Origin of the sequence: Psychrobacter sp. CMS30 (assembly GCF_904846565.1) — a bacterium.
Taxonomy (GTDB): Bacteria; Pseudomonadota; Gammaproteobacteria; order Pseudomonadales; family Moraxellaceae; genus Psychrobacter; species Psychrobacter maritimus.
This window is the reverse complement of sequence record NZ_CAJHBF010000037.1, coordinates 1-14488: the sequence shown is the minus strand read 5'-3', so window position 1 is coordinate 14488 and position 14488 is coordinate 1. Positions and strand designations below refer to the sequence as shown.

The window sequence follows — 14488 nt, the reverse complement described above, 5'->3', positions numbered from 1 at the left end:
ATAAGATTGAATCGGTACAAAGTACCCAGCCGGCCAAAACTGGCATTATTCGTCTTGAGCCGGTTAATATCGGTGGGATTTATCCAGACAGCAACGAAGATCGTATGGTGGTGTCGCTAGACCAAGTGCCGCAGCCACTGATTGACGCCCTAATCGCTACAGAAGATCGGGGATTTTATGAGCATAAAGGCGTATCGATACGTGGTATCGCCCGCGCCGTATTAAATAACTTTACCGGTGGTTCTAGGCAAGGTGGCTCGACCATCACCCAGCAGCTGATTAAAAACTTTTATCTAAATTCCGACCGTACCATGAAACGCAAAGCCAATGAAGCTTTGATGGCGGTACTACTTGAGCTGCATTATAGTAAAGATGAGATTCTGCAAACCTATTTGAATGAGATTTACTTGGGTCAAAATGGCAATCGTTCTATCAATGGTTTTGGCCTTGCCTCGCAATTTTACTTTGATAAACCACTCAAAGAGCTGCGTTTAGACCAACAAGCACTGCTGGTCGGTATGGCAAAAGGACCGAGTGTTTATAATCCGCGTCGCCATCCAAACGATTCAAAAGCGCGTCGAAATACAGTACTAAGCAATATGTTGGCGGTCGGCTCGCTCAGTCAAGAAGACTATGATAAAGCCATCGAGCAACCACTTGGTGTCGTTGATAAACCAGTCGAAGGCAAAAGCCAGTTCCCTGATTTTCTAGATATTGTTAAGCGCGAATTAAATAAAGTTTATTACTCAGATGATCTGAAAAACGAAGGTCTGATTATCATCAGTACCTTAGATCCTATTGCCCAGTTAGCAGCGGATAAAGCGGTTGAGAGAAAACTTGGTGAGCTGCGCCGCCGAGGCAGTAAGACCAAGGATTTACAAGGCGCTTTAGTCAGTGCCAACCCTGAAACGGGCGAGCTGGTGGCAGTGGTCGGTAGTGGCAGTGAATTTACGGGCTTTAACCGTGCTGTCGACGCCAAACGCCAAGTTGGTTCATTATTAAAGCCGATTATCTATATGACGGCGCTTGAAAGCGGGCGCTATAATTTGGCAAGCTCGGTTGATGATTCGCCGATTACGGTCAATCTCAGTGACGGTACTGAGTGGAATCCTAGGAACTATGACAATCGTGACCATGGTTACGTGCCATTTACCACCGCTTTGTCGCAATCTTATAATCACAGCGCGGTACGTTTAGGCATGGAATTTGGCGTTCCTACCTTTGTTAAGCAGTTGCAGCGTATGGGTATTAAAGAGAAAATCCCGCCTTATCCTTCGGCTTTATTAGGCTCGGTCAATCTTAGCCCAATGGACATGCTTGGGGTTTACCAAGTGTTTGCCACTGGTGGTTTCCGCACGCCTATCCACAGTATTCGTAGCGTGATTGATGATCGTGGGCGTATCTTGCAGCGTACGGGGTTAAATACCCAGCGTAGTATCCCGCCTGAAACCAACTTTTTGATTAATTATGCGTTACAAGACGTGGTTAAAAACGGCACGGCTAGACGCATACAATCGCTTGGCAGCAATTTAAATCTTGCTGGTAAAACGGGTACTACTAACGATTACCGTGATGCTTGGTTTGCCGGCTACAGTGGTAACTATGTTAGTGTGGTTTGGGTCGGTCGTGATGATAATAAACCGATTGGTCTGAGCGGTGGTAGTGGCGCTTTACCAGTTTGGGTCGATTATATGAATCGTCTAAAACTGACACCTGTAGCCCTGCCAGAACCCGAAGGGATTGAATGGTTGTGGCTTGAGAACAACTCAGGCAAGCTGTCTAATGAACGCTGTGCCGATGCGCGCTACTTGCCCGTTATGTCAGCGCATCTACCAGAAGAAGCCAGCAGTTGTGCGCTGAGCTTATATCAGCAAGATCGTGCCCGTGAGCAGATACAGTTGCAAAATCAGCAAGGCTCTATCAATCAGCAGCGTCGCCGTGAAGGCTTAGATATTCCTAATGGCGCAGCAGTTGAGGCGGATAACGAAGAGAACAATGCTGAGCAAGAGAGCGATTCAAGCAATCGTACCGATACTTGGTATGATCGTGCCGTTGAATGGTTCTAGAGTTTTTAAAACTTAAAAAAGGGTTTTAACATGGCATTATTTATACAACAAACTGTCGCTACTAAGCAGGCTATTACGGCCCAAGCTACTACGCAGACGAAGCGTATTAATACTATCTTTACGGTCAGCGCCGTTATCGGCATGCTGAGTTTAAGTGCCTGCCAGACGGCGCCGACGGTAATGAAAACCTCTCCTGTGCAAACGTCACCATCTGTAACGAAGCAACCGTCAACAGCGACTCAAGCACCTATTGTTAAAAACAGTACCCATGCAACCAGTCCTTATGAAAGCAATGACTATAAAGATGAGGCTTATGAATACCCTATCGAGCCTTATACGCCGCCTGAGCAGCCCACGGCAACCAACCCATTAACCGAAGCAACACCGGTTTACACACCGTCTACGCAAAGTCCGATAGTCACTCAGCCTGATAGCCCTGACAGCCCTGATGCCATAATCTTTACGCCTTCGCGCGAAGATTACATGATATCTGAGCCATCGATACCCTCACATAATGAGCTATTGGAGCGGGCGCGGCAGAACTCACAGCAGCGCAGTCAGCAAAGCACGACCAATAACAGTAACCTGCCAGCCTTTCGTAATCTTATGCAAGTAGGTACAGGGCAATTAAAAGCGGGCAATCTAAATGGCGCTGAAAGCAGCTTTACGCGCGCGCAGCGACTTGCGCCCAAGTCATCAGCCGTCTATTTTTATTTGGGACAAGTAGCCCTTAAGAAAAACCAACCGCGTAAAGCTGAAGCAATGGCACGCCGTGGTCTGACAGTCTCTCAAGACAGCAGTCGCCGCCGCGCGCTGTGGCAAATTATTCTGCAATCAGGACAAGCTCAAGGCAACGCCCGCGTGATAAAAGAAGCCAAACAAGCACTGCGCTAATCACACACGCCCTCGTATTTATCATGACGACTGACTATATAAGCGCTAAAATAGGCTTATATAGTTAGTCGTTAATTTTTTATCCCGTTTAATGATTACTTTCTTACACCCCTTTCATTATCCATTTTTAATTTAATATTAAGGTTACCCTTATGGCATGGCAACAACTGCACTTACAATGTGAAAAAAATAACGTCGATCTTGCTGAGGCATTGTTATTAGAGGCAGGCGCTCTATCAATTGCTTTAGATGACGCCGGCGATCAGCCTTTATTTGAACCGCTTCCTGGTGAATCACCATTATGGGATGAAGTCATACTCACAGGACTGTTCGATGCCACTACTGATACGGGCAGCCGTCAAGCGATTGAGCAATTAAGTCATGAAATCGGCGCACAAGTACAAGCTAGCCGAACGTGGGTCAGCGCTGTCGATGATAAGGATTGGGAACGTGAATGGATGTCCAATTATCAGCCTATCGAATGTGCCAATAACTTATGGATTGTGCCTAATTGGCTGACACCGCCAAACCCTGAAGCCACCAATATTATTATGGATCCAGGTTTGGCTTTTGGTACCGGCTACCATGCCACTACCCGTTTATGCCTTGATTGGCTGACAGAGCAAGACCTGACCGATAAAGTCGTCATCGACTATGGCTGTGGTTCGGGTATTTTAGGTATTGCTGCGCTTTTGTTGGGTGCTCGCCAAGTTTATGCCGTTGATATTGACCCACAAGCCGTGCTGGCGACCAATCAAAATGCGGAGCGTAATCAGGTTGATAATCGCTTGCAAGCATTTTTGCCAGAAGACTTCAATAACTACTGGCAGCAAAACAATATTAAACCCGTAGAAGTCATGGTTGCCAACATTTTAGCCAAGCCGCTTATTGGCTTAGCGCCTTATTTTGCCACCTTAATGGCACCAAAAAGTCGCATCGTATTAGCAGGTTTGATTGAATCCCAAACCGAGCAAGTTACCGAAGCATATCAACCCTACTTTGCCCTTGATCCTAAGCACGCTTTTACCGCGCAAGAAGATCAACATTGGCAGCGTTTATCTGGTACATTTACAGGCTAGCAACATTTAATTACATCTGTTACGATAGAGGAGCAGTTAAATGTTGTGTATTTAACGCTGCTCTATAGTTGCCTGTGGGTTATGATGGTTAGCATATCTAAATTGACATTAGAATGATTGGCAGCGGTTGGTGAGTGGCTATACGGTATTAACATGCGGTATTAACATGCGGTATTAATACTTATACCTTTTTGGATTCTGACCCTATGACTACGCCAATAAAAACCCAGTGCCCTCATTGTCATGCTATTTTTAATATTAAAAAAACTCAGTTAGACCAAAAAACAGCAAATGTCTGCTGTGAACATTGTCAGCACAGTTTTTTGGTCAATAACAACCTTATCGTCACCGCGGACACAGAACGCCCGCTTGAAAATATAGCAAGTGAAGATAAAACTGCCGCAGCCGCTACTCCTAATATTCCTATCAATAAGCAAAATTCTTCTGTCTTATCAAAGACAAAATCAAAGCTGAACGTCACATCAGAGCCAGCAGAAGCAGATATTCTTATTCATGATGATATGATTGAGGATGAGGTGATTCATGATGGCTTAATTTATGACGACATGGACATTGATGGTTTTGAAGATAAAGATGAACATGTAGAATATGACTCATTAGACAGCATGGATGCATGGTTGACCCAAGCCGCAGATAGCAACAATAGCAACTCTGCCGCTATTATGGGTAATCAACATGCAAAAAACACGCCTACCTCATTGAATAAAAGCACGCACTCCTCTATTAATCCAATAGCAAATCCTGCTTTAGCAAGTGCTGCCTTAAAAGAGCAGCCATCAGCCGCACACGTTGCTCTGAGCTCAGCCGCAGCCAATGATATTCATGCCAATATCGACAACAATGCCGATGAATCATGGCTTGAAAAACTACTCAAAGAACAAAATAAAAGTGAAGATGCGCCAAAAGACCAGACTGATTTATCAGAGCTGCTTGCCAGTATGGGTGTCTCCCTCAAAGACGAAGACCATAGCAAGGCGGCACGTCTTAAACAACAGCAGACACAAGCAAAGTTTTCACCAACGCCTGCTAGGCGGTCGATTGCCTCGTTATTATGGACCCTTGGCTGTCTGGTATTAGCGCTGCTACTATTTGCCCAATATGTCATTTTTAATTTAGATAACTTGGTTAAAAACCCTGCCCATGCAGAGCGCTTGCAAAAAGTATGTGCTATCGCGGCTTGTAGCCTACCTAGTGCTAATCTAGCTGTTTTGAGCACAAGCGATGTTAGCCATCAATCCAGCCGTATTAAAACAGCCAGCTCATTTAGCGATATCAGCATCACTTTAAACAATCAAAGCCCGCAAGCACAATTACTTCCTCATGTAAAAGTCAGTGTCTACGGTGACAAGGCGCTTATCGGAGAATTTATCGCAGCGCCACAGGATTATTTATTGAGCACGCAGAGCCAATTAGGCGCGCAAAGTCGCAAACAGCTCTTGTTCACCGTACCAGTTGCCAATACTCAAATCAGTAAAGTGAGTGTTACTCCTGTTTATTAACAATCTCACTTATTAAAAAAACCATTAATAGCCACATGACTTATGCAAGAATAACCACATAGTTTATGCAAAATTATCTTTTATAAAAAGACAGCTCTTATTACAGAAAGTTCTTAGTAAGGGCATCGTTTATCAAAAATACGATGCTATCCAACAACATTAAAGCCAATCGCTCTAAAACAGTCTATTAAATAGAAATAAATAGCCTCAATGCTATGGTAATGCCCAATCTATTGCTGTGATAGGCGATGACTTTGTTATAATAGCGCTCAAACGCCTTATGGTTTTTCTTTACGCTCAAGGACATTATCTTATGGCACCACATGCACAGTATAATGCCAATCATTTTGACAAAAATGCTGAGAATCCTGCTGATTACTATAAAGAGGACTACCATCGCTCAATTCACGAGGTAGAGTCTTCTTTAGACAATAGCATTCATGTTCATGAACCCCTGCGGGTACATGTAGAACGCGTGGTGCGGCAGTATTTTGCGATGTTAGATGATGAGATGCCAACAGACTTATATGAGCTTATTTTAAAAGAGATAGAGCAACCGCTGTTGTCTGTTGTCCTTGAAAAGAGCCGAGGCAATCAAACCAAGTGCGCGCAAATTTTGGGGCTCAATCGCGGTACGCTACGCAAAAAGCTAAAAATCTATGGTTTAATGTAGAACGGCTTAGCACTGATGCCTCTAATTTTGCTTAGATGACCCATACTTTTGCTTAATAGTGCTAAAACCATGGGCGCGCTGCATTTATTTTCCAGTGCTTTTTAACGGCCACTTTTAATTATCATTTTTCGCAGCCGTTTTTCAAAGCCGTTTTTCAAAGCCACTTTTCACAGTCATTACTTATGGCAAAGCTAGAGTTTATGATCTTATCAATCACGACACACTCTGTACTACTTGCCATTATTACCTTGCCAGGCGTTTACGTCAGGCTTTTTTTTATGGAACTTTTTTTATGAGTACAACCCCACTTGCCCTACTCTCGGTCTCCGATAAATCTAACATCGTTGAATTCGCTCAAGGTCTGCTAAAAGCAGGTTTTGGCTTACTATCGACCGGCGGCACTTACCGCTTACTGACAGAGCACAACGTTGCTGTGACCGAAGTATCAGACTATACCGGCTTCCCTGAAATGATGGACGGCCGTGTTAAAACCTTGCATCCTAAGATTCATGGCGGCATTTTAGGGCGCCGTGGCACCGATGACGCGGTGATGAGTGAGCACGCCATTGAACGTATTGATTTGGTCGTCGTCAACCTTTATCCGTTCGCAGAAACCATTGCGCGTCCTGACGTGACCATGAATGACGCTATCGAAAATATCGATATTGGTGGCCCTACTATGGTGCGTTCAGCAGCAAAAAACCACGCCCATGTTGGTATTGTGACCGATCCTGCTGATTATACGCGCGTACTCGAAGCCTTAGGTGAAGGTACAACACTGACCCATGCCCTACGTTACGATTTAGCGGTTAAAGCCTTTGAGCATACCGCACAATACGACGGTATGATTGCAAACTTCTTGGGTAGCCGAGTTAATGAAACTCAAACGCCAGAGAATTTCTCACGTACCTTTAACGTCCAACTTGAAAAAGTACAAGACCTACGCTACGGTGAAAACCCGCATCAAAATGCTGCTTTTTATGTTGAAAATCATGCCCTAAAAAGCAAGCAAGCGTCTATTGCAACCGCGCAGCAATTACAAGGTAAAGAGCTGTCTTATAACAATATCGCAGATACCGATGCCGCGCTTGAATGTGTTAAAGCCTTTAGTGCACCCGCTTGTGTTATCGTAAAACACGCCAATCCTTGCGGTGTGGCCGTAGATAGCGATCAAGTAGCGGCTTATCGCACCGCCTTTAGTACCGACCCTGAGTCATCTTTTGGTGGTATTATCGCCTTTAACCGCCCACTAACGCTTGCTGCTGCTAAAGCCATTATTGAAAATCAATTTGTCGAAGTTATCATTGCTCCAAGTATTGAGGATGGCGTTCTTGAAGCAACTGCGAGCAAGAAAAACGTGCGCGTCTTGGTTTGTGGTGAATTACCAACACCTGAGCAGCGTGAAAGCCAGCTTGATTATAAACGCGTCAATGGTGGTTTATTGGTGCAAGAGCAAGATTTGGGCTTAATTACTGCCAATGACTTAAAAATCGTCACTGACGTCCAGCCAACGGAAGCGCAAATTGCTGATTTGCTATTCAGCTGGAATGTCGCTAAATATGTCAAATCTAACGCCATTGTTTATGCCAAAGGTCAACGCACTATCGGTGTTGGCGCAGGTCAAATGAGCCGTGTAAATTCAGCGCGTATCGCCGCTATCAAAGCTGAGCACGCCGGTCTTGCTACCGAAGGCGCGGTAATGGCATCAGATGCCTTCTTCCCGTTCCGTGATGGTATCGATAACGCTGCCGAAGTCGGTATTGCTGCTATCATCCAACCGGGTGGTTCTATGCGTGATGACGAAACGATTGCTGCTGCTAATGAGCATGGTATCGCCATGGTATTCACTGGTATGCGTCATTTCCGCCATTAATCTGCTGTCAAGATAATGCTGTTAAGACAAAATCATTAAGAATCGTATTACATAAAAAAGCCACTATTAATAGTGGCTTTTTTACATTTAAGATTTGATAAAGCTTATTAAAACAAAGGGTTTAACAAGTGCCCTATAGGTCGCTTAACGCCCTTGCGCATTGGCCATATTGGTTTTATTAATCTCAACTTTGTACACCATACGTAGATAATCTAGATAATCTTGCAGCTGATCTTGACCTAAATTATCACGAATAATGGCGGCAGTTTGTGCTCTTTGGGCATCAGATAACGGCGATTGCTGCTCTGTTTTGATGCGATCACCGACCAATAACGTGGCACCCATCTCAGTCTCGCTCGCTACTGCCACCACACCATTGGCGGCTGCTTGTTGACTAAAGGCTAAGCCGCGCTCTTTTTCAGTCAATTGCGTGGTCTGACGGTTTATTTCGCCTAACGCTTGTAGCTTAACGGGTTGTTTAGCAATATCAGCAGGCGTCTTAATACCAGCGGCCAGTTTCTTCGCCTCTTTTAGTGCTAGTGCCGTCGCTTTTTGTTGACGCAATATCTGCGTAATTCTTGGCGTCGCCGCTGTCAAAGATAGCGTTTTCGTTGGACGATAGTTACTTGGTTGTACCCATACCGTGCCATTACCGACCTCAATACCTGCCGTCACTGCTTGGTCTTGAATGGTAAACTCATCAAACGCTTGCTTAATCACCGCAGGCTGCGCCAAAGCAGATTGATTGTTTTCTTTACGATAATCTTTGATACGTTTTAATGCGACGTTTTCTTGCTGAGCAATATCTTCAATACTAAAGCCATCTGCTGCCAAATCATTAATCGCCGTCACTTTATCCGCATACATTTCCTGACGTTTATACTCTTTGGCTTTAGCCGTTAACTCTGCACGCATGCTGTCTAGACTTGGTATTTTGCTACCATTATCTTCAGTCACAGTAAATATCTGATAGCCAAAGCTGGTCTTTACAGGCGCGCTGACATCACCAACACTCAAGCCTTCAAGTGCTTTTTCAACCGCTGGGGCGTCATTACCAAATACTGAGGCATTAAAGCGTCCGATATCGCCACCTGTTTCTCCTGATGGATCGTCAGATTCTGTCTTAGCCAGCTTAGCAAATGATTCACCTTTAGCAAGACGGGCTTTAATCTTATCAGCGCGCGCTTTGGCGTCTTTACCGGTTAGCAAGATTTGGCTAATTTTACGCTCATCAACGACAGCAAGACCTTGCTTATAAGCCTCATACTGCTGCTGCACATCTTCTTTACTAACCTCATTAACCTCAATGGCCTGCGGGCTCAGTTGCAGGTAAGCCAAATCAACCATGGCAGCGCTTTTTAACTTGTCTTTACTGGCATCATAGTAGGCTTGGATATCACCCTTGCTCAACTTTACTTGTTCAGCATAGTCCTGCCAATTAAAACGATGCAGCCAAATATTGCGCGACTCTAGCTGCAGGTCAATCAATTGACTGACCGCTTGCATTGGATATACCGCTGTGCCTACGATACTGGCGTTGAGCTGATCTAGGCTTAACTGATTGCGGAACTCTGCAAACAGCTGATCTTTGGTCATATTGCGCTGACGTAAAAAGTTTGAAAACTGATCGTTAGAAAAGTTACCTTCCGCATCTTTAAAAATTTCTTCTTGGCGCAATAAGCGATTGATGGTGTCATCAGAAACCGTCATACCAAGCTTACCCGCCTGCTGCTCTAGTAAAGTGCGATCAATCAATCCCTTTAAGACTTGCTCGTGGAGCACATCTTCATTTAATAAACTGGCATCATCAACTTGGTCTAAAAGCTCGGTACGGCGGTTATTTACCGCAGTCTGATACTCGGACAGTCCCACGCTTGCGTCACCTACTTGAGCGATTTGGTTGGGATCGACCCCGCCTCCAAAGTAGCTTTCGACACCCAATAGAGCGAGCGGCGATAGGCATAAAATCAATAAAATGCGACCTGGCCAGCTTTTTAAAAAATCGCGCAATTTATCCATAGTTATCTCTGCTTTATTAACCTATATTGATGAAAGACCATTGTAATACTATTAATAATATCAACGCTGTATAAGCAGGCAATGGTAAGAAGAAGAACATGTGCAGTCTATCGTTGCAAAACAAGGCTTATTGACAAAGCTTACAGCAAGGTTTTTAAAACCCCTTGTTTAAACAACACATCTATCGCGCGCCCTATGATACGTGATTTTTGATGCAGACTCAAAATATTCACGCTGCTATTCACACTAATTGACACAAACTATAGCACTAAAAAAAGCACCTAATCTCTAGGTGCTTTTTTGCTACATCACTCATGACTTAAATTGTACTTTGATTGTACTTTAAGCCATGAGTTGCCATTATCAATTTACCGCCAACAAACGCTGTTGTTATTCGTGTATCACGTCGTCAACGAGCATCTGTGTATCATAAAATAGCTTAAATGAAATGGCGTAAATAAAGCGGCTTGTTTTAAACGGCTTAGTTTAAACGCTCTTTCAAGTTTTTACCCGCTTTGAAGCTTGGTACTTTGCTTGCTGGAATGCTAAGCTCTTCACCAGTCTTAGGGTTACGGCCAGTACGAGCCTTACGGTCTTTTACGCTAAAAGTACCAAAACCAACCAATGAGATGCTATCGCCAGCTTCTAGAGCTTCGCCAACACTTTCCATTACTGCATTCAAAGCTTCGCCAGCTTGAGTTTTATTTAGACCACTTTTCTCGGCGATGCTATCAATTAATTCTGACTTATTCATAAAATTTCCTTCAAGTTTTAGGGGGTAAAAAAACGCTCACGCCAAGTATTGTATCGCTCTCAGAGTACTTAAGCAATAAAAACCACCTGACTGGCGTATAAACAGGTTTCGCTTTGTTAACGTCTTTATAGCAAGGCAGCATAAGGAGCGCAAGCGATTTTACATATTTTTGTGCACTCTACTACGTATTTGACACCCAATGTTACTCAAAACTGCTGCAACTTTTTTGCAAAATCGCTATTTTAGCTTGTGTATTTGGCTTAGGTCTTGTGTCATTTGACGTAGAAAATCAGCTTAGCCAGTTAAACACTATAGCTGGTGCATAAACAATTTAGCTTGCGCATAAACAATGTCATCAAACGCTTATTAAAGCGCTTAGTAACTGACTGCGCTCCTAAAAACCAATTTTTATCGATAAAAATAACTGCCAAGCCATACTAATACATTGTCAGTCATAAATACCAGTGTCTTTATTGACTGGCAAATTGTAAGGTAATAAATTAGCAACTGACAGAAACGGGCGTTACTTTTTATTATAAAGGCGTTACTATAAGCGCAATTCTATTGTACATTTTGGGTCGACTTTGATCCTTGCCTGTCCTTTTGTCTTTCATTTACACCATAAAAACGGATTATTTACATGAAGCGTTCTACGTTGTCTCACTCTCTGCTTAATATCATATTGGTGTTTATCGAGTCGGCGCTGACCCTGCTGTTACGCTTAGACCCAGAGCTCCGTAAAGCCGCTTATCCGCTTGCCAAGCAAGAGACTATCGTCGCGCTAAGATTGTACTTACCGCATGTGGAAGTTTTTGCTACTTTTAGTACTAAAGGCGTGTTATTGGACGACCGCTTGCCTATCGGACGTACTGAGCCTGACGTTGTTATCAATGCTTATAGCATTCAAGTGATTAATGCCATCACCACCCACGACAGCGAAACCACCGAAAAGCTACAAATGCGTGGTGAGTCGGTGCAAGTACAGTTGGTGAAGCAGTTTATTATGCAGCTGGGTCTTGGTAGTTTGATTCAAGGCGTGATTAAAAAAATTAAGGGCGGCAAAAGTAAGCCCAAGCCTACCGAGGCTGAAAAGGCCGATAAAAAAGAGAGCTATAAGCTACGTATTAAAGAGCAGCAAACTCAAATCACCACTTTGACCATCAAAAACCGTGAGCTTGAAACCACGGTAAAAGAATTACAAAGCAAACAGCAGACCTTTATTATTACGAGCATAGTCGCTGCTGTTATCGCCATTGCCGCTATCATCGCTCTGTTTATAATGACTTAACTTTTAATAATCTAATTCGATAATGAATGAGCTTTACAACAATGCACGGCCGCTGATCGCTTATAAATACTGATATTTCATACAAATCTTTTTTTTAAGAATATAATAGCTTCACATCGACGTAGCGTTTAATAATACTTAGCATTATTAAACGCTTTTTGTCATATACACGCTATTGCGCACTTTTCCTCCTCGCTACTCCTCTTTCATATTTACCTTTAATATCTGCGTCATTGTTTTTATCAATCATGGTCATAAGTTGCACTCACCATTCAACCACACTTTAATCTTGACTAAATTACTCGGGATTGATTATAATGACTCTATCGTTGCACACATCGGGTAAACCATCTGCTGTTTAATAGCGACAAGACACCACTTAGTCGATAGATGATTTCCCTTAATAGAAGTGTCAATACTATTAAGTATTAAATGCTATTAGCTATTAATAGTTAGCTGCCAATAAACCACTTATGCTTTATAAATGATTGATGGCATAAATGATTGCTAGCAGCACACTTCTAACAATACGACATGACTAAGATCGTTGTTAAATAAATTTATCCTTAAAAGGTTTGGAGATAATATATGCGTTTGACTACTCGAGGCAGATACGCCGTGACCGCTTTACTTGACTTGGCACTGCAAACCAGCCAACAAGAGAGCGCCGTCTCTTTATCAGACATTGCTAAGCGGCAATCGATATCTATCTCTTATCTTGAACAGTTATTTTCCAAACTGCGTAAGCGTGGTTTAGTCACCAGTATTCGCGGTGCAGCAGGCGGCTATCATCTGGCCAAACCACTTGATGAGATTGATGTGATGAGCATCATTTCTGCCGTCGATGAATCTGTGGATGCGATGCAGTGCGGCGGACGCGGCGACTGTCAAAGTGGTACAATGTGCCTAACGCATGATTTGTGGTGCGCTCTATCTAATCATGTTGAACAGTACTTGAAAAATATAACATTAGCGCAATTATTAGACATGGAACACGTGCAGTCAGTCTCAGACCGTCAGCACCTCTCTTTTCCAAAAGAAACTTCTATGAAAGACATCAATACTATTACCCTATCGACCAGCGAGGCAAACCCAGCATGAGCCAACATAACAACCTTATATACTTAGATTATGCCGCCACCACGCCAGTTGCTAAGTCAGTCGCTGCCAAGATGAGCGAATATCTGACAGTAGACGGCATCTTTGGTAACCCAGCATCACGTTCACATGGCTATGGCTGGCAAGCGGAAGAAGCGGTAGAAACGGCTCGCGGGCAAGTGGCTGAAGCAATTAATGCTGACCCACGCGAAATCGTCTTTACCTCGGGTGCGACAGAATCAGATAACTTAGCCATTAAAGGCGCAGCACACTTTTATCAGTCTCGTGGTAAACATATTATTACCAGTAAAATTGAGCATAAAGCTGTTTTAGATACCTGCCGTGAGCTTGAGCAAGAAGGCTTTGAGATTACCTATCTTGAGCCGCAGCCAAGCACCGGTTTGATTTTACCAGAGCAAGTGAAAGCCGCTTTACGTGACGATACGATTTTAGTATCACTGATGATAGTAAATAACGAGCTTGGTACGATTACCGATGTTGCAGCGATTGGTGAAATCACTCGCGAAGCGGGCGTTATCTTCCACGTCGATGGTGCTCAGTCAGTTGGCAAAGTATTGGTCGATCTTGAAAAGATGAAAATTGACTTAATGAGCTTCTCAGGTCATAAAGCTTACGGTCCTAAAGGTATCGGCGCATTATTCGTCAGTCGTAAACCACGTGTTCGCCTAAAAGCGGAACAACATGGCGGTGGTCATGAGCGCGGTATGCGTTCAGGTACGTTGCCCACGCACCAAATCGTTGGTATCGGTGCCGCATTTGCTTTAGCCAATGAGCGCTATGCAGAAGACCATGCTCACGCGGCAAAGCTACGCCAAAAACTGTGGGACGGTCTACAAGATATCGAAGAGATTTATCTAAACGGTGATTTAGAAAACAGTGTGCCAAATATTGTTAATATCAGCTTTAACTTTGTTGAAGGCGAGTCGCTCATGATGTCACTAAAAGACTTGGCGGTATCATCAGGTTCAGCCTGTACCTCAGCCACGCTTGAGCCATCATACGTATTGCGTGCTATTGGTCGCCCAGATGAATTGGCGCATAGCTCAATCCGCTTTAGCTTTGGTCGTTATACCACTGAAGAAGACATTGATACAGTTATCAAGCAAATGCATGAAGCGGTTGATAAGCTACGCGCCCTATCACCACTTTGGGATATGTATCAAGAAGGCGTTGATTTAGACTCGGTAGAATGGTCTGAGCATT

11 protein-coding genes are annotated in these 14488 nt (G+C 43.7%); 9 read left to right on the top strand and 2 right to left on the bottom strand.

What is annotated here, in order from left to right; genetic code table 11:
* From mrcB to purH, 6 genes are all read left to right on the top strand, one after another.
* On the top strand, window positions 1-2066 hold a 2066-nt coding region (mrcB, locus tag JMX94_RS12895), incomplete at its 5' end, for a penicillin-binding protein 1B (protein WP_201565971.1).
* 30 nt (window positions 2067-2096) lie between these two features.
* On the top strand, window positions 2097-2960 hold the full coding sequence (locus tag JMX94_RS12890) for a tetratricopeptide repeat protein (RefSeq protein WP_201565969.1): 864 nt from the start codon (window positions 2097-2099) through the stop codon (window positions 2958-2960).
* A gap of 152 nt (window positions 2961-3112) precedes the next feature.
* A complete protein-coding gene (gene prmA / locus JMX94_RS12885; protein WP_201565967.1) occupies window positions 3113-4039 on the top strand; it encodes a 50S ribosomal protein L11 methyltransferase in 927 nt (308 codons plus the stop codon).
* 206 nt (window positions 4040-4245) lie between these two features.
* Entirely contained in the window at window positions 4246-5559 is a 1314-nt protein-coding gene (locus tag JMX94_RS12880; protein WP_201565965.1) for a DUF3426 domain-containing protein, read from the top strand.
* A 280-nt stretch (window positions 5560-5839) separates the two neighbouring features.
* On the top strand, window positions 5840-6232 hold the full coding sequence (fis, locus tag JMX94_RS12875) for a DNA-binding transcriptional regulator Fis (RefSeq protein ID WP_307843788.1): 393 nt from the start codon (window positions 5840-5842) through the stop codon (window positions 6230-6232).
* Window positions 6233-6524: 292 nt separating this feature from the next.
* Window positions 6525-8105, top strand: a complete 1581-nt coding sequence (gene purH / locus JMX94_RS12870; protein WP_201565962.1) for a bifunctional phosphoribosylaminoimidazolecarboxamide formyltransferase/IMP cyclohydrolase — start codon at window positions 6525-6527, stop codon at window positions 8103-8105.
* A 144-nt stretch (window positions 8106-8249) separates the two neighbouring features.
* On the opposite strand, the gene JMX94_RS12865 is transcribed toward purH, so the two are convergent.
* Both JMX94_RS12865 and JMX94_RS12860 read right to left on the bottom strand, forming a co-directional pair.
* Window positions 8250-10124 (bottom strand): SurA N-terminal domain-containing protein, encoded by a 1875-nt coding sequence (locus JMX94_RS12865; protein WP_201565960.1) that lies wholly within the window; start codon window positions 10122-10124, stop codon window positions 8250-8252.
* Between the two features lie 481 nt (window positions 10125-10605).
* Window positions 10606-10878, bottom strand: a complete 273-nt coding sequence (locus JMX94_RS12860) for an HU family DNA-binding protein (RefSeq protein WP_068404475.1) — start codon at window positions 10876-10878, stop codon at window positions 10606-10608.
* A gap of 640 nt (window positions 10879-11518) precedes the next feature.
* Between JMX94_RS12860 and JMX94_RS12855 the strand changes: the two genes are divergently transcribed.
* The 3 genes from JMX94_RS12855 to JMX94_RS12845 form a co-directional block, all read left to right on the top strand.
* Window positions 11519-12166 (top strand): hypothetical protein, encoded by a 648-nt coding sequence (locus tag JMX94_RS12855; protein ID WP_201565958.1) that lies wholly within the window; start codon window positions 11519-11521, stop codon window positions 12164-12166.
* Window positions 12167-12754: 588 nt separating this feature from the next.
* Entirely contained in the window at window positions 12755-13267 is a 513-nt protein-coding gene (locus JMX94_RS12850; RefSeq protein WP_201565956.1) for an Rrf2 family transcriptional regulator, read from the top strand.
* Window positions 13264-14488 (top strand): IscS subfamily cysteine desulfurase (locus JMX94_RS12845; RefSeq protein WP_201565954.1); only part of this gene is annotated, 1225 nt, incomplete at its 3' end. The genes JMX94_RS12850 and JMX94_RS12845, both read left to right, overlap by 4 nt.